At 72.5% G+C, this 24,352-nt stretch carries 16 protein-coding genes; 14 read left to right on the top strand and 2 right to left on the bottom strand.

What is annotated here, in order from left to right; all coding sequences use genetic code 11:
• Positions 1-125: 125 nt before the first annotated feature.
• The gene (locus ACFVFH_RS16590) at positions 126-1,067 is read right to left on the bottom strand and encodes an amidohydrolase family protein (protein WP_383768534.1); all 942 of its coding nucleotides are present in this window, start codon (positions 1,065-1,067) and stop codon (positions 126-128) included.
• A gap of 230 nt (positions 1,068-1,297) precedes the next feature.
• Here ACFVFH_RS16590 and ACFVFH_RS16585 point away from each other — a divergent pair, with 230 nt between their 5' ends.
• The 9 genes from ACFVFH_RS16585 (at position 1,298) to ACFVFH_RS16545 (ending at position 13,412) form a co-directional block, all read left to right on the top strand.
• The gene (locus ACFVFH_RS16585) at positions 1,298-1,654 is read left to right on the top strand and encodes a 2Fe-2S iron-sulfur cluster-binding protein (RefSeq protein ID WP_383768531.1); all 357 of its coding nucleotides are present in this window, start codon (positions 1,298-1,300) and stop codon (positions 1,652-1,654) included.
• 56 nt (positions 1,655-1,710) lie between these two features.
• Complete coding sequence (locus ACFVFH_RS16580) at positions 1,711-2,622, top strand: catechol 2,3-dioxygenase (RefSeq protein ID WP_383768528.1); 912 nt, start codon at positions 1,711-1,713, stop codon at positions 2,620-2,622.
• 40 nt (positions 2,623-2,662) lie between these two features.
• Positions 2,663-8,071: an acyltransferase domain-containing protein gene (locus ACFVFH_RS16575; RefSeq protein ID WP_383768525.1), complete on the top strand. Its 5,409-nt coding sequence runs from the start codon at positions 2,663-2,665 to the stop codon at positions 8,069-8,071.
• Positions 8,068-8,559 (top strand): flavin reductase family protein, encoded by a 492-nt coding sequence (locus tag ACFVFH_RS16570; RefSeq protein WP_383768522.1) that lies wholly within the window; start codon positions 8,068-8,070, stop codon positions 8,557-8,559. The genes ACFVFH_RS16575 and ACFVFH_RS16570 overlap by 4 nt, the downstream gene beginning before the upstream one ends.
• A 47-nt stretch (positions 8,560-8,606) precedes the next feature.
• Positions 8,607-10,187 carry a 4-hydroxyphenylacetate 3-hydroxylase family protein gene (locus tag ACFVFH_RS16565; protein WP_383768519.1) on the top strand — a complete coding sequence of 527 codons (1,581 nt, stop codon included), beginning with the start codon at positions 8,607-8,609 and terminating at the stop codon, positions 10,185-10,187.
• Positions 10,180-10,998 (top strand): 2-keto-4-pentenoate hydratase, encoded by an 819-nt coding sequence (locus tag ACFVFH_RS16560; RefSeq protein WP_383768517.1) that lies wholly within the window; start codon positions 10,180-10,182, stop codon positions 10,996-10,998. Before ACFVFH_RS16565 ends, ACFVFH_RS16560 begins: the two co-directional genes overlap by 8 nt.
• A gap of 1 nt (position 10,999) precedes the next feature.
• Positions 11,000-11,230: a 4-oxalocrotonate tautomerase family protein gene (locus ACFVFH_RS16555; RefSeq protein WP_383768514.1), complete on the top strand. Its 231-nt coding sequence runs from the start codon at positions 11,000-11,002 to the stop codon at positions 11,228-11,230.
• Positions 11,230-12,678 (top strand): aldehyde dehydrogenase, encoded by a 1,449-nt coding sequence (locus ACFVFH_RS16550; protein WP_383768512.1) that lies wholly within the window; start codon positions 11,230-11,232, stop codon positions 12,676-12,678. Before ACFVFH_RS16555 ends, ACFVFH_RS16550 begins: the two co-directional genes overlap by 1 nt.
• 125 nt (positions 12,679-12,803) lie before the next feature.
• Entirely contained in the window at positions 12,804-13,412 is a 609-nt protein-coding gene (locus ACFVFH_RS16545; protein WP_383768509.1) for a winged helix-turn-helix domain-containing protein, read from the top strand.
• 7 nt (positions 13,413-13,419) lie between these two features.
• On the opposite strand, the gene ACFVFH_RS16540 is transcribed toward ACFVFH_RS16545, so the two are convergent.
• Positions 13,420-17,283: an amino acid adenylation domain-containing protein gene (locus ACFVFH_RS16540; protein ID WP_383768506.1), complete on the bottom strand. Its 3,864-nt coding sequence runs from the start codon at positions 17,281-17,283 to the stop codon at positions 13,420-13,422.
• 536 nt (positions 17,284-17,819) lie between these two features.
• Here ACFVFH_RS16540 and ACFVFH_RS16535 point away from each other — a divergent pair.
• The 5 genes from ACFVFH_RS16535 to ACFVFH_RS16515 all read left to right on the top strand — a co-directional run bounded on the left by ACFVFH_RS16535 (position 17,820) and on the right by ACFVFH_RS16515 (position 23,917).
• Positions 17,820-18,473, top strand: coding sequence for an O-methyltransferase (locus ACFVFH_RS16535; protein WP_383768504.1), 654 nt, complete (start codon positions 17,820-17,822; stop codon positions 18,471-18,473).
• 7 nt (positions 18,474-18,480) lie between these two features.
• Complete coding sequence (locus ACFVFH_RS16530) at positions 18,481-19,797, top strand: PLP-dependent aminotransferase family protein (protein ID WP_383768501.1); 1,317 nt, start codon at positions 18,481-18,483, stop codon at positions 19,795-19,797.
• Between the two features lie 6 nt (positions 19,798-19,803).
• Complete coding sequence (locus tag ACFVFH_RS16525) at positions 19,804-21,348, top strand: 4-hydroxyphenylacetate 3-hydroxylase N-terminal domain-containing protein (RefSeq protein ID WP_383768498.1); 1,545 nt, start codon at positions 19,804-19,806, stop codon at positions 21,346-21,348.
• 113 nt (positions 21,349-21,461) lie between these two features.
• Positions 21,462-22,433 (top strand): ArsR/SmtB family transcription factor, encoded by a 972-nt coding sequence (locus ACFVFH_RS16520; protein WP_383768496.1) that lies wholly within the window; start codon positions 21,462-21,464, stop codon positions 22,431-22,433.
• A gap of 161 nt (positions 22,434-22,594) precedes the next feature.
• Complete coding sequence (locus ACFVFH_RS16515) at positions 22,595-23,917, top strand: MFS transporter (RefSeq protein WP_383768493.1); 1,323 nt, start codon at positions 22,595-22,597, stop codon at positions 23,915-23,917.
• Positions 23,918-24,352 lie beyond the last annotated feature (435 nt).

The raw sequence follows: 24,352 nt of genomic DNA, 5'->3' as shown, positions 1-24,352 counted from the left end.
GGCGACCTGGAAGGCCGCCCGGGTTTTTCGCACCGGATGATCCGGGCGCAATCCCATTTGATCCGCGGTGGAGTCTTACAGAGCCCCCCGGGGGCTGGCAATGCATTTGATGCCGTTCAAAACCTTCACGGTCGCAGCTCCTTCAGCCGGGGCAGGACGGCCTCCGCGTTGCCGTGATCGACCGCGGCCCGCCCGGCGGGGTCGATGCCTTGTTCGGCGTCCCAGGAGGCGGCGAAGTGGCGGACGGTGCGCACCGGGGCGTAGGGCCAGTCGCTGCCGAACAGGATCCGGTCCGGCCGGGCGAACGCGCGCAGGCTGGGCAGTGCGGTGGGGCTGGTGGACAGCGCGGTGTCGAACCAGAAGGTGCGCAGGCCCTCCAGCACCCGCTCGGGTGCCGGGTCGTCGCCGGTCCGGGTGTAGGCGATGCGGTGGGCCGCGTAGGGCACGGTGCCGCCGCCGTGCGACAGGATGATCTTCAGGTCCGGCCAGCGGTGCGGCGCGTCGGCGTGCACCAGGTTGACGGCGGCCCGTGTGGTGTCGAGGAGGAAGTCGGCGAGGAAGGGCGGGATGCCGTCCACCGGCGGGGCGTTGAGGTGCGAGGGGTGGACGAACACCACGGCGGCGCGCCGGTTCAGCTCGTCCATCAGCGGGTCGAAGCGGGCGTCGCCGAGGTAGTGGCCGGCGGAGTTGGCGAGCAGTACGACCCCGTCCGCGCCCAGGACGTCGAAGGCGTACGCCGCCTCGGCGAGCGCGCCGTCCACGTCCGGCAGGGTGAGGGTGGCGAACAGGCCGAAGCGCTCCGGGCGGTCCTTGACCTGTTCGGCGGCAAACTCGTTCACCTCGCGGGCCATCCGGCGCGCGGCGTCGTCGTCGCCAAGGTGCACTCCGGGGGTGGACACGGAGAGCACCGCGGTGCGGACCGCGAGCTCGTCCATCAGGGCCAGTGCGCCCGCCTGGGTCCAGGTGGGCAGCGGCATGCCGCCCGCGGTGATTCCGCGGGCGCCGAGCCACTCGGCGTACTTCGGCGGAACGATGTGGTGGTGGGTGTCGACGCGATACTCGGACATGCCGTCTCCCGACTTTTTGAAGGATTTCGAATTACCCTCGGGCCGCCGCCAGGAGCCCGGGGCGACAGGACTTCGACAAGGAAAGCCCAGACGGAAAGCCTAGACAATGGCACGGCGCATTCATTACAGTCCCCTGGCATTACCCGACCAGGTGTGCGGGCCGAATCGCCGCCCCGTCGGACCGAGTTTTTGATTTCCCTGAAATCCTCTACCGCCCTTCGAGGTCCGGCATGAACGCTGAGGACTCGTCGTCCGTCACGGCCTCCCCCGACGGCCCGTCGTCCGTCACGGTCTCCCCCGACCAGGTGGTGGTCCGCGCCGCTCCCGGCCAGACCATCATGAGCGCGCTCTCCACCGCCGGGTTCGGCTACCGGGTCGGCTGCCGCCGCGGCGGTTGCGGCGTCTGCAAGATGGATGTGCTCTCCGGCCGGGTCGAGTACCGGACGCCCGTCGCGGCGACCGTGCTGGACGACACGGAGATCGCCGCCGGCACCTGTCTGAGCTGCCGCGCCGTCCCGGTCGGCGACGTGGTCGTCCGTCTGCGGAACCACCGGTTGCGCCGCCTGCACCACCTCTTCGGGCCCTGATCTTCCACCGACCCCGACCCACCACGCGGCGATCCCGCGAGATCGAGGAGTGACCCATGGCTGTCATGCGGCTCGGGTACGTGCACGCCCGCGTCACCGATCTGGACGCGTCCCGGTCGCACTACGCGCAGACCCTCGGGATGCGCGTGGTGCACGAGGGCGACGGCCGTCTGTACCTGAAGTCCTGGGACGAGTGGGACCACCACTCGGTCGTCCTGGAGGAGGGCGGCGTCGGCCTGGTGAAGCTCGGCTACAAGGTGGAGAGGACCGCCGACCTCGACGTGTTCGAGCGGCGTGCCGAGCGGTTCGGCTGCACGACGAAGCGGATGAGCCGGGGCGACAACCTGGCGGTGGGCGACGGGGTACGGATCGTGCTGCCCTCGGAGCACGTGGTGGAGCTGTACCACGAGATCGAGTTCACCGGCACCGAGACCGGCACCCTCAACCCCGCCCCCTTCCCCCGCCACCTGGTGGGCGTCGGGGTGCCCCGGATCGACCACGCGCTGATCACCGCCGAGGAACCCGCCCTGCTGGAGCGGTTCTTCGCCGAGTGCCTGGACTTCCGCCCCGCGGAGCGCCTGATCACCGACCACAGCACGGAGGAGCTGATCGGCTCCTGGATGTTCTGCGGCAACTCGCCGCACGACATCGCCTTCCTCAAGGGACCGAACGGCAAACTCCACCACTTCGCCTACCAGTTGGAGGACTGGAACGCGATCCGGCATGCCGGGGACCTGTTCTCCATGGACGACGTGTCGGTGGACATCGGTCCGACCCGCCACGGCATCACCCGCGGCCAGACCATCTACTTCTTCGACCCGTCGGGCAACCGCAACGAGGTGTTCTCCGGCGGGTACACCACCTTCCCGGACTTCCCCACCATCACCTGGACGGCCGACCAGCTCGCCACCGGGATCTTCTACATCGGGCGCGAGGTCAACGAGCGCTTCACCTCGGTTCTCACCTGAGCCGATGCGTCCCCAACCTGAACGCGGAGAGGAGAGACCGGTGACGGAGACTGACGGAGCGGGACAGCACGGCCCCGGCAGGCCGGTGCCCCCGGAAGCCATCGCCATCGTCGGGATGAGCTGCCGGTTCGCCGGGGAGGTCGACTCGCCCGACGAGTTCTGGAAGTTCCTCACGGACGGCGGCACCGCGGTCGGCGACCTGCCGGCGGACCGCTGGAAGGAGTACGAGACGGCGGGGGCCGACACCCGCCGGGCTCTGGCGGGCGCCACCCGCCGGGGCTCGTTCCGGTCCGACATCAAGGGCTTCGACGCCGCCTTCTTCGGGATATCCCCGCGCGAGGCCGAGCTCATGGACCCCCAGCAGCGGATGATCCTGGAACTCTCCTGGGAGGCCCTCGAACACGCCGGGATCCCTCCGCACACCCTGGCCGGGACGGACGCCGGGGTGTACATCGGCGTCGGCGCGGACGACTACGGCCGCCTGATGCTGGAGGACCTGCCCGGCGTCGAGGCGCGCAGCGGCATCGGCGGCGCCTTCTGCGCGGTCGCCAACCGGGTCTCGTACACCCTCGACCTGCGCGGGCCCAGCATGGCCCTGGACACCGCGTGCTCGTCGTCGCTGGTGGCCCTGCACCACGCGTGCCAGGCCCTGCGGCTCGGCGAGACCCCGCTGGCCCTGGCCGGTGGCGTCCTGCTGGTGGCCGCCCCGGGGCTGACCCTGGTGCTGGACTCGGCCGGGGCCACCTCGCCGGACGGCCGCTCCAAGTCCTTCGACGCCTCGGCGGACGGGTACGGACGCGGCGAGGGCGGCGGCGTCCTGGTCCTCAAGCGGCTCTCCGACGCGCGGCGGGACGGCGACCGCGTCCTCGCCCTGATCCGCGGCTCTGCCGTGCACCAGGACGGGAAGACCGAAGGGATCATGGCCCCCAGCGAGGAGGCGCAGCGGCACCTGCTGCGGCGGACCTACGCCATGAACGGGATCGACCCCCTGTCGGTCGACTACGTGGAGGCCCACGGCACCGGCACCCGGGTCGGCGACCCGATCGAGGCCGGTGCGATGAGCAGCGTCCTCGGCGCGGGCCGCGAGCCCGGCCGGCCGTGCCTGATCGGTTCCGTGAAGGCCAACATCGGGCACCTGGAAGCGGGCGCCGGAGTGGCCGGTGTGATCAAGACGGTGCTGGCGCTGACCCGCGAGGAGCTGCCCCCGAGCGTGCACCTCACCACCCCCAACCCCGCTGTCCCCTGGGAGACTTCGGGCCTGGAGCTGGTCAGGGAGGCGCGCCCCTGGCCGGCCGGCGAGCGGCTGCGCCGCGCGGGGGTGTCCGGCTACGGCTACGGCGGCACGCTCGCCCACGTCATCCTGGAGGAGGCACCCGCCGGGCCCGACGCGAACTTCCCGGCGTCCGGTGCCGACACCGACCAGGCCGCCCCGGACACCCTCGTCCCCCTGTCGGCGCGCAGCGCGGCCGGGCTGGCCGAGGCCGCGGCGCGGCTGGCGGACTGGCTGGAGGGCGAGGGCGCCGGGGTCCCCGTCGCCGCGGTGGGCCACACGCTCGCGCACCGCCGTTCCCATCTCACCCACCGCGCGGCCGTGGTGGCCGCCGACCGCACCGGGCTGGCGTCCGGGCTCCGGGCCCTGGCGGCCGGTGAGGGCGCGGACGGGGTGGTCACCGGAACACCGGTGGCAGACGCATCGCGCGGGCCGGTGTGGGTCTTCTCCGGCCACGGCTCCCAGTGGGCGGGCATGGGGCAGGATCTGCTGCGCACCGAACCGGTCTTCGGCAAGGTCCTGGACGAACTGGACGACACGTTCACCGCCGAGCTCAGTCTCTCTCCCCGGCAGGCCCTCCAGGACGGCCTGCTCGGCGGTGTCGACACCATCCAGCCGCTGATCTTCGCCGTACAGGTGGCGCTCGCCGAGTGCTGGCGCTCGTACGGAGTCGAACCCGCCGCGGTCATCGGGCACTCGGTGGGCGAGATCGCCGCGAACGTCGCGGCGGGCGTGCTCACCCTGGACGAGGGCGCGCGGCTGGTGTGCCGCCGCTCCCGGCTGCTGCGCCGGGTCGCGGGCGCCGGGGCGATGGCCATGGTCGGGCTCCCGTTCGCGGAGACGGAGGAGCGGCTGCGCGGCCGGTCCGGGCTGGCCGCCGCGATCTGTGCCTCCCCCGGAAGCTCCGTGGTCGCGGGCGGTCCGGACGCGGTCGACGCCCTGGTGGCCGGGTGGCAGGCCGAGGGGATCATGGTGCGCCGGGTCGACAGCGACGTGGCCTTCCACAGCCCGCAGATGGACCCGCTCCTGGACGAACTCGCGGCGGCCGCCGCGGAACTGCGCCCGCGCGCCCCGCGCATCCCGGTGTACTCCACCGCCCTGGCCGACCCGCGCTCCGACGCTCCCCGGGACGGGGCCTACTGGGCGGCCAATCTGCGCAACCCGGTGCGTCTGACCGCGGCGGTCGGCGCCGCGCTGGCGGACGGCCACCGGCTGTTCACAGAGGTCTCCGCGCACCCGGTGGTGATCCACTCGGTGAACGAGACCGTGGAGTCGGCCGGGGTCCGCGGCTGCGCGGTGACGGCGACCCTGCGCCGGAACCGGCCCGAGCAGCGGCTCCTGCTGGAGAACCTCGCCGCGGTGCACTGCGCCGGTGCCCGGGTGGCCTGGCACGCCCTCCAGCCCGACGGCGCGCTGGCCGACCTGCCGACCACGGCGTGGCAGCACGTCGGCTACTGGCTGGACGCGCCCCGGCGCTCCGGCGACGCCCAGGAACCGCACGACCCGGGGACCCACACGCTGCTCGGCGGCCGGACCTCGGTCGTCGCGGACACCACGATCGATCTGTGGCACACCACCCTGGACGAGGTCAGCCGCCCCTACCCGGGCAGGCATCCGGTCCGCGGGGTGGAGATCGTGCCCGCCGCCGTCCTGCTCAACACCTTCCTGACGGCGGCCCACGGCGACCCGGCCGTCGGCGGCCCGCACGCGCTGGCCGACGTCGATCTGCGGACACCGGTCACCGTCTCGGAGCCCAGCGAGGTGCAGATCCTCCGGCAGGCGGGCACCCTGCGTCTCAACTCCCGCCCCCCGCGGGAGCGGGAGCCCGGCTCCGGCCGGTTCTGGCTCACCCACACCCTGGCCCGGACCTCCGGCGACCACACGCCCGCCGCCCGGCGCGACCCGGCGGCGCTGTGGGCCGCCCACCCGCAGCCGCTGGACGCCGGGTTCCCGGTCGAGCGGCTGGCCGGCATCGGCGTGGCCGCCATGGGCTTCCCGTGGGCCGTCGAGCGGCTGGCGGGCGGCGAGGGCTCGTCGCTCGCCGAGGTCACCGTCCCCGCCGGTGCGGACGGCACCTGGGCGTCGCTGCTGGACGCGGCGCTCTCCATCGCCTCCGTGGTCTTCCCCGGCGAGGCGCTGCTGCGGATGCCCGCCGGAATCCGGCGTGTCGTCGTGACGGGCCCGCCGCCGGCCACCGCCCTGATCCGTACCCGTACGCTGCCGGGCGCGGCCGGTGCGGACACCGTGGACGTCGAGATCCTCGCCCCGGACGGCGCGGTGGTCGCCGAGCTGACCGGTCTGCGCTACGGCAGGCTGGACGGCGATCCCGGGGCCCGCACCAACCCCCGGCGCCTCGTCCACGAACTGGTGTGGCGCCCGCTGGGCCCGGCCCGCCGTCCCCCCGCCGAGGTCACCACCGTGGCCGTGCTGGGCGATCCGGGGCTGGCCGGGCACCTCGCGGACGCCTGGCGCACGGCCGCCGTACGCGTCGTCACGGCGGCCGTCCCCGCGGACCTGGAGAAGCACCGTGACGCCCTGGGCGGCGGCGGAGCCGTCCTGGTCTCCCCCGCCGTCCCCGCCGACGGCCGCCCGGACCCCGCGTCCGCGGCCTGGCTACTCACCGAGGCGGCCGGTCTGCTGGCCGCCTGGGAGGAGGAGGAGGAGGAGGGCTCCGTACCGCCCCGGCTGTGGGCGGTCACCCGTGGTGTGCGGGAGGCGGACGGTCCGGCCGCGCTCCACCACGCGCCGCTGTGGGGCCTGGGCCGGGTCTTCGGCACCGAGTACGCCGACACCTTCGGGGGCGTCCTGGACCTCCCGGCCCGACAGCCGCACGCGGTCGCGGACGCCCTGCTGACCGTGGTCCGCGAACGGCACGACGAGGACGTCGTCGCGCTGCGCCCCGGCGGGGCCGAGACCGCCCGGCTGGCACTCGTCGAGGGCGGCGGGGGCGGCGAGCGCGAGGCCGTGCGGTGCCGCCCGGACGGCACCTATCTGGTGACCGGCGGGCTCGGCGTCCTCGGTCTGCTGACGGCCGAGTGGCTGGTCGGGCGGGGCGCACGGCGCATCCTGCTGGCCGGCCGCCGCCCGCTGCCGCCGCGCGCGCAGTGGCCGACCGTCACCGACCCCGGTGACCTGGAGCGGATCGACGCGGTGCGGCGCATGGAGAAGGGCGGCGCGACCGTGTGGTCGGTCAGCCTGGACGTCACCGACCTCGCGGAGGCCCGGCGGGCGCTGGACACGGCGGCCCTGGGACTGCCGCCCATCCGCGGCGTGGTGCACGCGGCGGGGGTGGTGGACAACCGGCCGGCCCGCGACACCGACGAGGAGTCGCTGCGCCGGGTGATGCGGCCCAAGGCCGACGGCGCGCTGGTCCTCCACGAGCTGTTCCCGCCCGGCACCCTCGACTTCCTGGTGCTGTTCTCCTCGGCCGGCTATCTCTTCGGCCTGCCGGGACAGACCAGTTACGCCGCGGGCAACGCCTTCCTCGACACCCTGGCCGCCCATCGCCGGGCCGACGGCCACCGGGACACCGTGAGCCTGGCCTGGACGTCCTGGCGGGGGCTCGGCATGTCGACCTCCTCCGAGGTGATCGACGGCGAACTGGCCGCCCGCGGCACCGGCGACATCACGGCCGCCGAGGCGTTCGGCGCCTGGGACGCCGTCGGGCGGCAGGACCTCGGCCACGCGGCGGTGTTCCGTACCCTGCCCGCCGCGCCGGGGGTCGTCCGGCCGCCGCTCCTGTCCGACCTCACCCCTCCCGAGCCGGAGGGCAACGGCCCCGGGGCCGCCGGGCAGGTACTGCCCTGGGAGGCGCTGGCACCGGAGGAACGGCCCGCCTACTTCGTCGGGCAGGTGCGCGAGCAGGCCGCCCAGGAGATGCGGCTGCCCGCGGACCAGCTGGACATCGACCGGCCCCTGGTCGAACTGGGCCTGGACTCGATCATGACGGTGGCGATCCGGCTCCGGCTCCAGAAGCGGCTGGGCATGCCACTGCCCTCCACGCTGTTGTGGAAGCACCCGACGGTGGCCGCGATCGGCGGCTACCTGACCGAACTGGCGGGCACGGCGCAGGCCGCGGAACCGGAGGCCGCGGGAGCGGAGACCGCCGGACCGGACGGGTCGGACCGACCGGACACCGGTCCGTCGTCCGCCGCCGAGCAGCCCGTGGTCATGGCATGAGCGTCGACGGTCGCGCGCTGCGCGAGTGCCTCGCCCGCTTCACCAGCGGGGTCACGGTCGTCACCACCCGCACGCCCGACGGGCCGCACGGGCTGACGGTGAGCGCCTTCACCTCGGTGTCCCTGGAACCGCCGCTCGTCCTGGTCTCGGTCAACCGGTCCAGCCGTGCCGCCGCCCATCTGGAGAACGAGCCGTTCTGCGTCAACATCCTCGGCGCCTCGCAGCTCGACACGGCACTGCACTTCGCCGGGCAGCGGCACGACCCGACCGCCGCGCTGTCCTGGGAGGAGCCCGCCGACGGCCCGCCGCGGCTGCGGGACTGCCTGGGGTACCTGTCCTGCGCCCCCTGGGCCCGCTACGACGGCGGCGACCACCTGCTCTACCTCGGGGAGGTCCGGCGTCTGGACTTCCGTGACGACGACCCGCTGGTGCTCCACCGGCGGCAGTTCCACCGGCTCGACGACATCTCCCGCGTGACGCGCATCTGACCGCCGCCCGGCCGGCTCCCACCTCTCCCACGGACGGACCACGCCACATGACCATCCCTCAGCAGACCGCCCCCGCCGGGGCCGGCTCCGCCGCCACCCGCCCGCTGACCGGTGACGAATACCTGGAGAGCCTCCGGGACGACCGGCAGATCTACCTCTACGGCGAGCGGGTCAAGGACGTCACCCGGCACCCCGCCTTCGCCAACGCCGCCCGGATGGTGGCGCGCCTCTACGACGCGCTGCACGATCCCGCCCACCAGTCCGTGCTGACCGCCCCCACCGACGCGGGCACCGGTCTGACCCACAAGTTCTTCCGCACCCCACGCACCGTCGAGGACATGGTCGGCGACCGCGAGGCGATCGCCGCGTGGGCCCGCATGACGTACGGGTGGATGGGCCGCAGCCCCGACTACAAGGCCGCGTTCCTCGGCACGCTCGGCGCCAACTCGGACTTCTACGCGCCGTTCCAGGACAACGCCAAGCGCTGGTACCGGGAGTCGCAGGAGAAGGTCCTGTACTGGAACCACGCGATCGTCCACCCGCCGGTGGACCGGCACAGGCCCTCGGACGAGGTCGAGGACGTGTTCGTGCACGTCGAGAAGGAGACCGACGCCGGTCTGGTGGTGAGCGGCGCCAAGGTGGTCGCGACCGGTTCGGCGCTGACCCACTTCAACTTCGTCTCGCACTACGGGCTTCCGCTGAAGAAGAAGCGGTTCGCCCTGGTCGCCACGGTGCCGATGGCCTCCCCCGGGCTGAAACTGATCTGCCGCCCCTCGTACTCCGCCATGGCCACGGCCATGGGTTCGCCGTTCGACTACCCGCTCTCCAGCCGTCTCGACGAGAACGACACCATGTTCGTGATGGACAAGGTGTTCATCCCCTGGGAGAACGTCTTCCTCTACGGGGACCCGGAGCGGGTGAGCAACTTCGTGCCGCAGTCCGGGTTCCTGGAGCGGCTCACCTTCCAGGGCTCGATCCGGCTCGCCGTGAAGATCGACTTCATCGCCGGACTGCTGCTGAAGGCGCTGGAGGTCACCGGCAGCAAGGACTTCCGCGGGGTCCAGGCCCGCGTCGGCGAGGTGCTGGCCTGGCGGAACATGTTCTGGGCCCTCAGCGACGCGGCGGCCCGCAACCCCCAGCCGTGGCACGACGGCTCGCTGCTGCCCCGGCTCGACTACGGCCTCGCGTACCGCTGGTTCATGACCATCGGCTATCCGCGGATCCAGGAGATCATCGAGCAGGACGTGGCGAGCGGACTGATCTACGTCAACTCCGGCAGCGCGGACTTCGCCAACCCGGAGATCCGCCCCTACCTCGACAAGTACGTACGCGGCTCCCACGGCTACCAGGCCGTCGACCGGGTCAAGCTGATGAAGCTGCTGTGGGACGCGGTCGGCACCGAGTTCGCCGGCCGCCACCGCCTCTACGAACGCAACTACGCGGGCAACCACGAGTCGGTGCGCACCGAGATCCTGATGATCCAGGGCGCCACCGGCCAGCTGGACGAGTACAAGGGCTTCGCGGAACGCTGTCTGGCCGAGTACGACCTGGACGGCTGGCGCGCCCCCGACATGCAGTCCTTCGAGCCGTTGCGCGGGGCCTTCGACGACTGGACCCACCATGGCTGAGCCGGACCTCGCGACCACCGCGCCGCCCGGCGCCCCGGACACCGGACGGATCGGCCGGGCGGCGGAGACCCTGCTCGGCGCCGAGCGACGGCACACCGCCGTACGGCAGCTCACCGAGGAGTGGCCCGACCTCGACCTGCGCACCGCGTACGCGGTCCAGGACGCCGCCCTGCGCCGCCGGACGGCCGACGGGGCGCGGCTCATCGGCGTCAAGCTCGGTCTGACCTCGGTGGCGAAGCAGCGCAGCATCGGGATCGACGCCCCCGTCACGGCATGGCTCACCGACGCGATGCGGTGGCCCGGGGACCGGGCGGTGCCGTACGACAGGCTGATCCAGCCCCGGGCCGAACCGGAGCTGGTGCTCGTGCTGGGCGAGCGGCTGGCCGGACCCGGTGCGACGGCCGCGTCGGCGCTGGCCGCGGTGCGCGGCGTCCGGGCCGGGATCGAGATCATCGACAGCCGCTACGCCGGGTTCCGTTTCTCGCTGCCGGACGTGGTCGCCGACAACGCCTCCGCCGCGCTCTTCGTCCTCGGTGAGCGCGAACTGGCGCCCGACGAGATGGATCTGGTCGCCGAGGAGTGCCTGCTGGAGGTCGACGGGGAGCCGGTGGCCACGGCGACCGGTGCGGACGTGCTGGGCTCGCCGGCCGAGGCGCTGGCCCGTGCCGCCAATGAGCTGGCGGAGCGCGGACTGGCCGTCGAAGCCGGGTCGTTGGTGCTGACCGGCGGTATGACGGCGGCGGTGCCGCTGGTCCCGGGCCATCCGGTGACCGCCCGGTTCGGGCGGCTCGGGACCGTGGGGGTGGGGTGACGTGCCGCTCGTGGAGATCACCCTCGTGGAGGGCCGGCCGCCGCAACTGCTGCGTGAACTCATCCATGAGGTGCACGCCGCCGTCGAGCGGTCGCTGGGAGTGCCGGGCGGTGCCGTCCGGGTGGTGGTCCGGGAGGTTCCGGCGACCCTGTGGGCCGCCGGTGACGTGACGATCGCGGAACGCGGTGCCGCGCGCGCGGCACCCGCCGACGGGCCCGGGGAGGCGTCCTGATGGAGTTCTTCGGGCATGTCATCGACGGGCGGGAGTCGGCGGAGGGCGAGTGCGCGGCCGCCGCCGACTCGGTGGACCCGTGGACGCGCCGTCCGTGGGCACGCTTCCCGCTCGGCGGCGAGGCGGATGCCGGGCGGGCGGTGGCCGCGGCCCGCAGGGCGTTCGACACCGGGCCGTGGCCCCGGATGGGTTTCGCCGAGCGCGGTGCGGCACTGCACCGGCTCGCGGATCTGATCGAGGCGCACGCGGGGGAACTCGGCATGGCCGACACCCACGACATGGGCAAGCCGCTCACCCAGAGCCGGGACGCCGATGTGCCGAGGGCTGCGGCCAACTTCCGGTTCTTCGCCGACCACGCCCGGCTGGCCACCGCCGAGGTGCTGCCGATGGACTCGGGGCACCACTGCTACGGCCGGTTCGAGGCCGCCGGGGTGGTGGCGGCGATCGCGCCGTGGAACTTCCCCCTGATGCTGGCGAGTTGGAAGGTGGCCCCGGCACTGGCCTGGGGGAACACCGTGGTGCTGAAACCGGCGGAGGGGTCACCGGCCTCGGCGACGCTGCTGGCCCGGCTGGCCCTGGAGGCCGGGCTGCCGCCCGGGGTGCTCAACGTCCTCCAGGGGCTAGGCGCGGACGCGGGCGCGGCACTGACCCGCGACCCCCGGGTCGACCGGATCACCTTCACCGGCTCCTCGCGGACCGGGCGCGCGGTGGCCGCCTCGGCCGCCGCCCATCTCGCGCCGGTCAGCCTGGAGCTGGGCGGGAAGGGGGCCGACCTCGTCTTCGCGGACGCCGATCTCGGCGCGGCCGTCGACTGGGCGGTGAAGGCGGCCTTCTCCAACGCGGGCCAGATCTGTCTGGCGGGCAGCCGGGTCCTGGTGCAGCGCCCGGTGTACGAGGAGTTCACCGCGCGGTTCGCGCAGGCCGCCGCGGCGATGACCGTCGGGGACCCGCTCGCCCCAAAGACGCAGATCGGTCCGCTCGCCTCCGAGCAGCACTTCCGCAAGGTCGCCGGTCATCTGGCGGAGGCCGGGCGCGGCAAGGGGGCGACCGTGGCCACCGGTGGCCTCGGCGAGGGGTGGTCGGTCCGGCCGACCGTCCTGACCGACGTACCGGCCGACTCCCCGCTCTGGCGGGAGGAGATCTTCGGCCCGGTGGTGGCGGTGGCGCCCTTCGACGACGAGGAGCAGGCCGTCGGGGCGGCGAACGACACCCCGTACGGTCTCAACGCGATGCTGTTCACCGGCGACCTGGACCGTGCCCACCGGGTCTCGGCGGCCCTGCGCGCGGGGACGGTCTGGGTGAACTGCTTCTTCGTCCGCGATCTGCGCGCGCCGTTCGGCGGGGCCGGGGACTCCGGGGTCGGCCGGGAGGGAGGGGCGTTCAGCCGTGAGTTCTTCACCGAGCCGAAGGCCGTGGTGATGCGGATCGGCGCGGACCCGCGCGACTGACCGTGTCCGCAGGCCGGACCGGCCGGTGGACGCGGTGCGTGTTCCGTGGGCCGGCCCGAGCGCCGGGCCGGCCCACGGACGTCGCGCCTTTACGAAGGCATTTGCGTACGGGTAGCGTCCCGCCCATGGAGGACAGACCGACCGAGGCCATGATGCGACTCGACGCCCACTCCCTGCGCGGCCTCGCCCACCCCCTGCGGGTCCGCATCCTGGAGGTTCTGCGCTCCGACGGCCCCGCCACCGCGACGATGCTGGCCAACCGGCTCGGCGAGGACAGCGGGAACATGAGCTGGCACCTGCGCCAGCTGGCCACGCACGGCTTCATCGCCGAGGACAAGGAACGCGGCACCAAGCGGGAACGCTGGTGGTTCGCGCTGCACAAGTACATCGCGGTGGAGCAGTCGGACTTCCTCTCCGAGCAGGAGCTGAGGGGGCTGCTCTCGACGCTCAAGAAGGCCGTCATCACCGAGCAGTTCCGCCGCGCCGAGGAGTTCACCGACCAGGACTGGCCCGCGCGGTGGCAGGAGGCCGCGGCCGTGGGGTACTGGCGGTTCCGGCTGAGCTCCTCCGAACTGGGCGAGCTGCGGACCGAGTTGGCCGCCCTATTCGAACGCTGGGAGGCTCGGCGCGCCGAGGACCCCGAGCGCTCGGACGGCGAGGACGGGCCGGATGCCCGGGATGTGCAGGACGTCGTCCTCCAGTTCCAGGGGTTCCCCTACCGCCCGGTCTCCTGACCGGGTCTCAGCCGCCCGCGGACCGGTGCAGCGTCCGGTCGACCAGCGGGCCGAGCAGCCGCGCGGCGTCGGCGGAGACGATCCCCGCGTGATCGGTGGCCAGGGTGTGCGCCTCGACCGGCCCGGTCAGCAGTGGTGCCCAGGAGGCCGCGAGGTCCAGCGGCTCATGGCCCGGCGGGACGGCCTCCACGAGCAGCGTCGGCGCCCCGACCCGCCCGGCACCGGCCGGTCCGCCGAGGCGCAGCGCGGCCCGGGTGGCCGCGGCCACCCGCTCGCGCCCCCGCCCGTCCAGGAGAGCGGCGGGCTGACCGGCCAGCGCCAGCTCCAGCAGTCCGTCCTCCCCCTCGGGGACCTCGCGCGCCGGCCGGTCCGCCGGTGCTTTTGGCAGTGCGTCGAGCAGGACCAGTCCGCTCACCCGTTCACCGGCGGCCTCCAGCCGGGCCGCCACGGCGTGGGCGAGCGTGCCGCCGAGGGACCAGCCCAGGAGGGCGCGGGGGCCGGTGGGCCGGGCCTGCCGGATGCGCTCCGCGTAGACCTCGGCCAGTTCCTCGACCGTGCCGGGGGCCGGTGCGCCCAGCAGGACGGGCGACTGGAGGCCGTGCACGGCGGTCCCGGGGGCGAGGCGGTGCGCCAGTGGTGCGTAGCACCAGCTCAGTCCGCCCACCGGGTGGACGCAGAACAGGTGGGTCCCGCCGGGCGGGGCCTCCCTCAGGAGCAGCAGCGGGTCCAGGTCGCGGCCCGTGTCCGCCGTGTCCCGGGCGGCGGCGGCCAGCCCGGCGGGGGTGGGGTGGGCGAAGAGGTGACGGATGCCCAGGGCCGGGTACGTCTCGCGGGCCCGGCCCACCACCCGGGCGGCGAGCAGTGAGTGGCCGCCCAGCCGGAAGAAGTCGTCGTCGGGGCCCACCCCGGGCAGCCCGAGGGCGTCCGCGAAGAGGTCGCAGAGGAAGCGCTCGTCCGGCCCGTCGGCGGCCCGTCCGGCAGCCGGGCGGGGTGCGTCGGCGGGGCCCGGGGCGGGCAGCGCCTTCCGGTCGACCTTGCCGTTGGGGCTCAGCGGCAACCGGTCCAGCACGGTGAACGCGGACGGCACCATGTATCCGGGCAGGCTCCTGTGCGCGGCGTCGCGCAGCGCGGAGACGTCGCAGGGCCGGGCGGCGCCCACGTAGGCGACGAGCCGCTGGTCGCCCGGGTGGTCCTCGCGGACGAGCACCGCCGCCTCGGCCACCCCGGGGACCGCCGAGAGAACGGCCTCGATCTCGCCCGCCTCGATGCGCAGTCCGCGCAGCTTCACCTGGGTGTCGGCGCGGCCCGCGAACTGGAGCCCGCCGTCCGGCCGGACGCGTACCAGATCACCGGAGCGGTACATCCGGCGGCCGGGTTCGAAGGGGCAGGCGACGAAGCGCTGTGCGGTCAGCCCCGGGCGGCGCAGGTATCCCCGGGCCAGCCCGGCCCCGGTGATGTACAGCTCGCCGACGGATCCGGCCGGTACGTGCCGAAGGGTCTCGTCCAGCACGTGCACGCCCACGTGATCGAGGGGGCGGCCGATGGAGGGGCGCTCGGCGGAGGCGGTGAGCGGCGCGGTCAGCGTCGTGGTGACCGTGGCCTCGGTGGGCCCGTAGCAGTTGAGGAGCTGGACGCGGTCCGCCCAGCGGGCGACGAAGCCGGGCGGGCACTCCTCGCCGCCGACCAGCATCCGGCGCAGTTCGGGCAGGGGTCCGTCGGGCATGCTCCGGAAGACGGCGGCCGGTGCCGAGGCGTCGGTGATCCGCTCCGCGCGCAGCAGTTCGTGGAGGGCGTCGCCGAGGAGCGGGCCTTCGGGGGGCAGGATCAGCGCGGCCCCGGAGAGCAGGGCCATGCACAGCTCCGAGACGAACACGTCGAAGCCGGGCGTGACCAGTTGGAGCACCCGGCGTCCCGGGCCCGCGGCCAGCCGTCCGGCGAGGTTGCGGAGGCCCGCGTGGGTGACGACCACGCCCTTGGGTCTGCCGGTCGAGCCGGAGGTGTAGATGACGTAGGCGGGGTGGTGGGGGGTCAGTGGCCGGAGCCGGTCGGCGTCGGTCAGGGCGGCGGAGCGGGGGTCGTCGGCCGCCCCGTCCGGGGCCGGTCCGGGGTCGTCCACGCGGAGCACGGCGGGGGCGGGCGCGGTGATTCCTTCGGGCGGCTCGCCGGCGGTGAGCACCAGCCGTACCCCGGCGTCTTCGATCATGTGGCGGATGCGTTCGCGCGGGTGGGCGAGGTCGAGCGGCAGATAGGCGGCTCCGGCCTTCTGCACCGCGAGGACGGCGACCACCAGCGCGGTGGAGCGGGGCAGCGCGAGGGCCACGGTGTCCTCGGGGCCCGCGCCCGCCGCGACGATCCGGCGGGCCAGCCGGTTCGCCCGCCGGTCGAGTTCCGCGTACTCCAGGGACACCGTGCCGTGCACCAGGGCGGTGGCCGTGGGGGTGCGGCGGACCTGGGCCTCGAAGAGTTCGGGCAGGGTGCGGGGTTCGTAGCCGTCGGTGGAGGCCCGGCGGGCGTCGTCCGCCAGCCGGGCCCGCTCGGCGTCGGTGAGGACCCCGACCCGGCTGATGCGCAGCTCGGGCGTGGTGGCCAGCGCGGTGAGCACGCGGACGAGGCGTTCCCCGAGGGCCGCGGCGGTGTCCTGGGTGAACAGGTCGGTGGAGAACTCCACTTCGCCGCTCATCCCGGCGGGGCCGTTCTCGTCGGTGTGTTCCAGGAGGCTGAAGGAGAGGTCGCACTTGGCCGTGGTGACGGGAGGCGGCTGCGCGGCGGCTCCGAGCGCGGCGAAGGCGTTCTCCTCGCCGGGGTCGGTCTCGACGGACAGGGCGACCTGGAAGAGCGGGCCGTGGGCGAGCGAGCGGCGCGGGTTGAGTACGCCGACGAGCCGGTCGAAGGGGATGTCGCGGTGGTCGAGCGCGACGAGGCCGGTGTCCCGGGCCCGGACGGCCATCTCCTCCAGTGTGGGGTCGCCCGAGGTGTCGGTGCGCAGGACGAGCGTGTTGACGAAGAAGCCGATCAGGTCGTCCAGCGCCTCGTCGTCGCGGCCGGAGACCGCGATGCCGATCGGGATGTCCGTCCCGGAGCCGAGCCGGGTCAGCAGCACCGCCAGGGCCGCCTGGGCGAGCATGGACATCGAGGCGCGGTGGCGGCGGGCCAGCGCGGCCAGCCCGGTGTGCACGCCGCGGTCCACCGTGAAAGGGGCGGAGCCGCCGTGCGGGGTGCGCCGGGCGGGCCGCGGGTGGTCGGCCGGCAGGGGCAGCGGCTCGGGTATGCCGTCCAGCGTCCTTCGCCAGTGGGCGAGTTGGCCGCTGATCAGGCTGCCGGGGTCGGTCTCGCTGCCCAGCACCTTGCGCTGCCATGCCGCGTAGTCGGCGTACTGGACGGGCAGGGGTTCCCACGCGGGCGGGTGTCCGGCGGTCCGGGCCCGGTAGGCCGTGTCCAGATCACGCGCCAGCGGGCCCATCGACCAGGCGTCGGTGGCGATGTGGTGGAGGATCAGTACGAGGGTGTCGCCGCCGTTGCGCTCCCGGAGCAGGGTGGCCCGCAGCGGGGGTTCCCGGGTGAGGTCGAACCCCTCGGCCAGCAACGCCTCCACAGCCGCCTCCCGGCCCCCGGCGGGCACCTCCCGGACGGTCATGTCCAGGGCGGCGGCGCCCGGCTCCAGGACCCGCGGGCGCGGCTCGCCGCCCTCGTCGGGGAAGACGGTGCGCAGCACCTCGTGGCGGCCGGTCAGATCGGTCAGGGCGGCGGCCAGGGCCGTGGCGTCCGGGCGGCGGGAGAACCGCAGCACAAGCGGAACGTTGTATGCCGGGCCGACGTCCTCCAGCCGGTTCAGAAACCACAGACGGAGTTGCGCGAACGACAGCGGAACCATGGTTCGGGGCCTCCACACGATCGAGCGGGATCCTCGCCGGCCAGGTGCGCGTACATTCTGGTCCGGCACGCCATGGCCATGGCCGAGATTGTCCCAGGCATTGGGTCTGCGCAATATTTTTGACAGTTTTCAAAGAGTTGGCGGAACGCATTTAGAGGAATGCACTCCGCAGTCGGACCAGGTGAGCGGGAGGATGTCCGGGCTCCTCTTATCCACGTACGCCGCCTCACCCGATCCGGCCCGGTCAACGCGGGTCAAACAGCCACGAATGACACCTGAACGCGCGCCGACACGAGTCGTCGGACGCCTGCCGGCCGACGGCGGGCGATGCTTGACGAAGGAGTCTTCGGGGGACTACGCTCCCGGCAAATAATTTCAACAATCGGTCGCACACACAACTGTTAATCGGCCGGATATAAGCATCGAACGCACGAAGCGCTTCTCTTATTCGCGCGCAATTCCGCACCTCCTTCATCCCGACTGCCGCATTCCGCATTCTGCTCCGGCCGGCCTGTATCGAACGAGGGGAATTCACTGTGCCTGCTCCCATCCCGCTCACCGCTCCGGGCGTCGAGGAGTACATCCTCGAACACACGACACCGGACACCGAAGAACTCCTGGAACTCGCCGAGGAAACGATCCAGCGATCCGATCGGCCGCACATGATGGTCGGCCCGGTGGAGGCCCGCTTCCTCCAGTTCCTGCTCTTCGCCCACCAGCCGAAGCGCGTACTGGAGATCGGCACTTTCACCGGCTACTCCGCGCTCTCCATGGCCAAGGTGCTGCCCGGCGATGCCAGGATCACCACATGCGAGCTCGACGAGGAATACGCCGCCATCGCGCGCAAGCACATCGCCGCCGGCCCCTACCACGACCGCATCGACGTCCGGACCGGACCGGCTCTGGAGACCATCGGACTTCTCGACGGTCCGTACGACTTCATCCTGCTCGACGCCGACCAGCCGCATTTCCCGGACTACCTGGACCCGCTCGTCGCACTGCTCTCCGAGCGCGGAATCCTCGCCGCCGACAACACCCTCTGGAGCGGCTCCGTACTGGACCGTACGGACGACCGTCCCGGCGCGGAGGGGATGCGCCGCTTCAACGACCTGGTGACCGCGCGGACCGACCTGGAATCCGTGCTGCTCTCCGTGCGCGACGGCCTGCGCCTCATCCGCCGGAAGCCGTGAGCCGGGCATGTATCTCTCCCACGACGAGCTGAGCCCCGCGCTCGGCCATCCCGTCATGCGGTCGGCGGTCTTCCTCAACGAGATCGCCGCGCGCCACCCCAAGGCGCTCAGCCTCGCGGCGGGAAGACCCTTCGACGACTTCTTCGACCCGGCGGACATCGCCGGCCACCTCGCCGCGTTCGAGGAGCACCTGACCGAGGAGGGCCTGGACCGGAGCGAGATCACCCGTCGGCTCTTCCAGTACGGACGCACCGCGGGCCACATCCACGAACTGATCGCCCGGCTGCTCCTCAACGACGAGTCCATGGAAGTCGATCCGGCCGCCGTCGTGGTGACCGTCGGCGCGCAGGAGGGCATGTTCATCACGCTGCGCGCCCTGTGCCACCGGCCCGAGGACGTCCTGCTCGTCACGGCGCCGTGCTACATCGGCATGCTCGGCGTCGCCGAACTCCTGGGCGTCGCCGTCGTGCCGGTGCCCGAGGGCGAGCACGGCCTCGACCCGGCCGAGGTCGCCCGGGTGGCCGCCGAGGTCCGGGCGCAGGGCCGTACGCCCCGCGCCCTCTACGTGGTCCCCACCGCGTCCAACCCGTCCGGCCTGACCATGCCCGAACACCGGCGTCGCCGACTGCTCGACGTCGCCGAGGACGCCGATTTCCTGGTGATCGAGGACGACCCCTACGGATTCCTGGCCGACGGCCCGGACCGGGTGCCGACCCTGAAGACACTGGACACCGGCCGACGGGTGATCCACATCGGCACATTCGCCAAGACCTGCTTCCCGGGCGCGCGCGTCGGATACGTCGTCGCCGACCAGGAGGTGCGCCACCCGGACGGCCGGCGCAGTCTGCTCGCCGACGAACTGGCCCTCGTCCGCAGCATGATCACGGTCAACACCTCCGCGGTCTCGCAGGCCGTGATCGGCGGGATGCTGGTGCGGTGCGGCTGCCGGCTCCGGCAGGCCAACGCCGAACGGATCGCGCACTACCGGGACAACCTCGCCCTTCTCCTGTCGTGCCTCGACCAGGGCCTGCCCGAGGCACGGCGCCGCGCCCTGGGCATCTCCTGGAACACCCCGGACACCGGCTTCTTCGTCGTCGTCCGCGTCCCGTTCGCCGTGGACGAGGCCCTGCTGGCACGCTCCGCCGAGGAGTACGGCGTGCTCTGGACACCGATGTCGTACTTCTACCCCGGGCAGGGCGGCACCAACGAGCTGCGGGTGTGCTGCAGTTCGCTCGCCCCGGCCGACCTGGAGGAAGCGACGCGACGGCTCCTGCTCCTCCTCACGGACACCGCTTCAGCTTCCAGTGCCGCAACGAAGGGATGACCCACCGTGCCCACCCACGACAGCGACGCCACCCTGCCCTTCACGGGGGACGAGTACCTGAACAGCCTGCGCGACGGCCGGTCCGTATGGATCTACGGCGAGCAGGTCAAGGACGTCACCGAGCACCCGGCCTTCCGCAACAGCGCCCGTTCCGTCGCCGGGCTCTACGACGCCCTCTGGGACTCCCCCGAGCGGGACCGGCTGATCACCGGGACGGACACCGGGAACGGCGGCTTCACCCACCGGTTCTTCCGCGCCCCGCGGGACCGGGAGGAGCTGGCCGCCTCCCGCGACGCCATCGCCGCCTGGCAGCGCCGCTGCTACGGCTGGCTGGGACGCTCCCCCGACTACAAGGCGTCCTTCATGGCCACGCTCGGGGCCAACGCCGAGTTCTACGAGCCCTTCGCGGACAACGCCCGCGCCTGGTACCGCCGGGCCCAGGAACGGGTGCTGCACATCAACCACGCCCTGGTGCACCCGCCCATCGACCGGCAGCGGCCGATCGAGGACTCCTCGGACGTCTTCGTCCACGTCGAACGGGAGACGGACGCGGGCATCGTGGTCAGCGGCGCCAAGATGGTGGCCACCGGCTCCGCGCTGACGCACTACAACTTCATCGCCCACCACGGAGTGCCGGTCAAGGACCGGCGGTTCGGCGTGGTCTTCATGACCCCGATGGACGCCCCCGGCGTGAAGCTGTTCTGCCGCACCTCCTACGAGATGGCCACGGCGCGGGTCGGATCGCCGTTCGACTACCCGCTCAGCAGCCGCTTCGACGAGAACGACGCCATCATCGTCTTCGACAAGGCCTTCATCCCGTGGGAGAACGTCCTGGTCTACGGCGACACCGAGAAGGCGAACACCTTCTTCCACGAATCGGGCTTCCTCCCCCGCTTCGCCCTGCACGGGGTGACCCGGCTGGCCGTGAAGCTCGACTTCATCTGCGGGCTGATGCTGAAGGCCGCCGAGATCAGCGGGATCGACGAGTTCCGCAGCGTCCAGGCCAACGTCGGCGAGCTCATGGTCTGGCGCCATCTGCTCTGGTCCCTCTCCGACGGCATGATCCAGTCCGCCGGCTCCTGGCGGCAGGAGTACGTCCAGCCCTGCGAGGAGTACGCGCTCACGTACCGCGTCATCGCCCCGATGGTCTACGGGAAGATGAAGGAGCTGGTCCAGCACACCGCGGGCGGCAGCCTCATCTACCTCAACTCCGGTGCGGCCGACTGGCGGAGCGAGGACGTCCGCCCCTACCTCGAACGGTACCTGCGCGGCTCGAACGGACAGAGCGCCGAACAGCGGGTCAAGATCATGAAGCTGCTCTGGGACGCGGTCGGCACGGAATTCGGCGGCCGCCACGAACTGTACGAACGCAGCTACGCCGGGAACGCGGAGGGAAACCGCGTCCAAACCCTCGCGAAAGCCCGGACGTCCGGTGTCGCGGCATCGATGCTGGATCTCGTGGACAACTGTCTCGCGGAGTACGACCTGGACGGCTGGGTGACACCGAACCTGGTGGATCCCGGGGAGTTCTCGCTCTTCGACGCGCGCTGAACTCAGGGCGGAGCCGGACCAGTGGGCCGCTCCGTCCGAACAGGGCCTCGGTTCGACGGCCTACCGCAACAAGTGCATTCAACGGGGGAGTCAGATTGGAATCGCATTCAGACGTGGACCTTGGAAAACTCGGGGCCCTCCACATCCGCGTGCTCAAGAATCCCGGCGCGACCGTCCTGTCCCTCGTGGCCGACGCCCTGGGCGGACGCTTCCAGGGCGTTCCCGCCCCGACCCGCGCCCTGATCCAGGCCGCAGCGCCCTCGAACTGCACCGCCCTGCTGCGACCGCTCTTCAACCATCCCTACGCACTGGTCCCGGACTGCCTCGCGCCGCCCGCGGCCGCCTCCGACAACTCGGCCGACGCCTATGTCGAGCGGCTCTCCGACGTCAGGCCCGACGACCTCCTGACCGAGCTGGAGGCGGAGTTCCCGCAACACGTCCCGCTGGCCTGGCAGCCGGTGGTCAGCCAGCCCCGCGCCTGGGCCCGGTCCTACGCACACGTGATGCGGAGCGTCTGGGAGGCGATCCGCCCGACCTGGCACCGCCATGACTCGCTCTTCGAGCGGGAGTACGAGCGCATCGGCGCCTCCACGGTCAACGGCACACTGGACCTGGCGCTCGCCCAGCTCGGCCCGCGCTTCCAGCTCGCCGGGAACTCCCTGCGCATCCCCGACCGGCGGCCGGGCTCCTACCGGCTGGACGAGAACCGCCCGCTCACCCTCATCCCGGTCGCCTCGGGCGTCGGCGCCTCCATGTTCTCCCACCAGGGCGACACCGTGGACTGGATCGCCTATCCGCTGTCCAGCCTGGCACCGGCCGGGGAACGCGAGGAGCGCACCCGCGACAAGGACCGGGACCCGCTCGCGCTGGTGCTCGGCGAACCCCGGGCCGCGGTCCTCCGCGCGCTGAGACGCCCCCTCACCATGGGCGAGTTGTCGAGCCTGCTCCAGTGCTCGCCCGGCACCACGACCCACCACTGCAGCCGGCTGGAGGCCGCCGGGCTGCTCAACCGGAACAGACAGGGGCAGCATGTGCGCATCGCGCTGACCGACCGGGGCAACGAGCTGGTCGGGTTACTCGTCTGAGCCCCGGCCCGGCGGGACCACAGGCGGCCGAACGCCTCCCGCCGGCGCCCCGCCCGCGTCAACTCCCCTCAACTTACGAAGAGTTCTTCGGAAGAAGCCTTTCCGAAGAACTCTTCGGAAGTTAGTCTGGCCGGACCTTCGCCCCTGCCTATGAGGTGACCATGAGCAGTGACCAGGACACCGCGCCCCCGGCCCCCCGTCCGGGCGGGAACCTGCTGCGCCATCGCGACTTCCGGCTGCTGTGGGTCGGCGAGACCGCCAGCAAGGTGGGTACCGCGATCACCACCGTCGCCCTGCCGATGGTCGCGGTGAACGTCCTGCACGCCGGTACGTTCGCCGTCGCGGCCCTCTCCGCGGCGGTCTGGCTGCCCTGGCTGGTGCTTGGCCTGCCCGCCGGCGCCTGGGTGGACCGGCTGCCGCACCGGCGACTCATGATCGCCTGCGACCTGATCTCCGCCGCGCTGCTGCTGAGCGTGCCCGCGGCCTACGCGCTCGACGTCCTGACCATCCAGTACCTGCTCGTCGCCGCGATGGGGATCGGCGCGGTCAGCGTCTTCTTCACCACCGCCTGCCAGGTCCTCCTTCCGGCCGTGGTGCCGCGCGACGACGTCCCGGAGGGCAACGCGAAGCTCCAGGGCAGCGAATCCACCGCACAGTTGGTGGGTCCGAGCCTCGGCGGCCTGCTGGCGCAGTGGTTCGGGGCGGTGTTCGGACTGCTCCTCGACGGGGCGAGCTTCCTGGTCTCCGCGGTCTGCCTGGCGCGGATGCGGCCCACCGGGAAGCCCGGGGAGGAACCCGCGGAGGAACCCGGGACGGCCCCCGCTCCGCCGCGGCCGCGCGGCAGCAGCCTGGCCCAGGAGATCGCCACCGGTCTGCGCTTCCTGTTCACCAACCCGTTCCTGCGCCCGCTCACCCTCTACACCGCGGTCGCCAACCTCGCGGCGGGCGGATTCGAGGCGATCATCGTCCTCTTCCTGCTGCGCGACGTCGGCGCCACCCCCGGCGCCGTCGGCATCATGATCGGCGTCACCAGCGCCGGCGGCCTGCTCGGCGCACTCGTCACCACCCGCTTCGCCCGGCGCTTCGGCACCGCACGCGGCACCCTGATCTCCGAGTTCGTGGCCATGCCCTTCGCGCTCCTCATCCCCCTGACCACCCACGGATACGGGCTCGCGCTCTTCCTGGTCGGCGGGCTCGTCATCAATGCCGGAACGGTCGTCTCCTCCATTCTCACCATGGGATTCCGGCAGACCTACTGCCCGCCGGAACTCCTCGGCCGGGTCACCTCCGCATCGCGCTTCCTGGCCTTCGGCACCCTGCCCGTCGGAGCCTTTCTGGCCGGTATCGTCGCCAGTTCCATGTCGACCCGCTCGGCCGTCTGGATATCGTGCATCACACTCGCCCTGTCCGGACTGATCCTTCTGGCCAGCCCTCTTCGGAAATGCCGTGACTTCCCCACGGAGACGGCCCGTTACGTCGCCTGACGGCACGTCGGGGACCACCTCCATAATTATCAAAATGTCCGACCGCTATTGATGGCGCATCATCGCGAACGTATTCTCGAAGCACCGCATCGCCGATGGGATCCGACCACGGCGAGAGGTGTATCAGGAGAGGGGAAATTCCGATGCAGTCCACCGCTGAGGAAATGGTCGCTTTCGAGGAACTCGAACTGGACGAGTACGCCGTCGCCCAGGCCTGTCAGATCCCTCCGACCGGCTGACGTACCCGCCCCCTTCCACTCCAGGGACTCCGGCAGCACATGGCGGGGTCCCTGGAGCCTGCGCGGACGCCGCCGGCCCCCGGGCGGCGGGCGGCGCGGCCGGGTCCGTCGCCTGCGTCTCCCGCCGGATCCCCGGATCCCCGGATACCGGGCGCCCACCCCCTCGGGAATTGACGGAATGGCATGCCACCGATTC

Source organism: Streptomyces sp. NPDC057697 (genome assembly GCF_042799335.1).
GTDB lineage: Bacteria > Actinomycetota > Actinomycetes > Streptomycetales > Streptomycetaceae > Streptomyces.
This window is presented reverse-complemented; position numbering and strand designations above follow the sequence as displayed.

What these genes read in the sequence shown, in the direction of transcription:
- ACFVFH_RS16590 (WP_383768534.1), bottom strand. Translation starts at nt 1,067, where the DNA reads ATGTCCGAGTATCGCGTCGACACCCACCACCACATCGTTCCGCCGAAG.
- ACFVFH_RS16585 (WP_383768531.1), top strand. Translation starts at nt 1,298, where the DNA reads ATGAACGCTGAGGACTCGTCGTCCGTCACGGCCTCCCCCGACGGCCCG.
- ACFVFH_RS16580 (WP_383768528.1), top strand. Translation starts at nt 1,711, where the DNA reads ATGGCTGTCATGCGGCTCGGGTACGTGCACGCCCGCGTCACCGATCTG.
- ACFVFH_RS16570 (WP_383768522.1), top strand. Translation starts at nt 8,068, where the DNA reads ATGAGCGTCGACGGTCGCGCGCTGCGCGAGTGCCTCGCCCGCTTCACC.
- ACFVFH_RS16565 (WP_383768519.1), top strand. Translation starts at nt 8,607, where the DNA reads ATGACCATCCCTCAGCAGACCGCCCCCGCCGGGGCCGGCTCCGCCGCC.
- ACFVFH_RS16560 (WP_383768517.1), top strand. Translation starts at nt 10,180, where the DNA reads ATGGCTGAGCCGGACCTCGCGACCACCGCGCCGCCCGGCGCCCCGGAC.
- ACFVFH_RS16550 (WP_383768512.1), top strand. Translation starts at nt 11,230, where the DNA reads ATGGAGTTCTTCGGGCATGTCATCGACGGGCGGGAGTCGGCGGAGGGC.
- ACFVFH_RS16545 (WP_383768509.1), top strand. Translation starts at nt 12,804, where the DNA reads ATGGAGGACAGACCGACCGAGGCCATGATGCGACTCGACGCCCACTCC.
- ACFVFH_RS16540 (WP_383768506.1), bottom strand. Translation starts at nt 17,283, where the DNA reads ATGGTTCCGCTGTCGTTCGCGCAACTCCGTCTGTGGTTTCTGAACCGG.
- ACFVFH_RS16530 (WP_383768501.1), top strand. Translation starts at nt 18,481, where the DNA reads ATGTATCTCTCCCACGACGAGCTGAGCCCCGCGCTCGGCCATCCCGTC.
- ACFVFH_RS16515 (WP_383768493.1), top strand. Translation starts at nt 22,595, where the DNA reads ATGAGCAGTGACCAGGACACCGCGCCCCCGGCCCCCCGTCCGGGCGGG.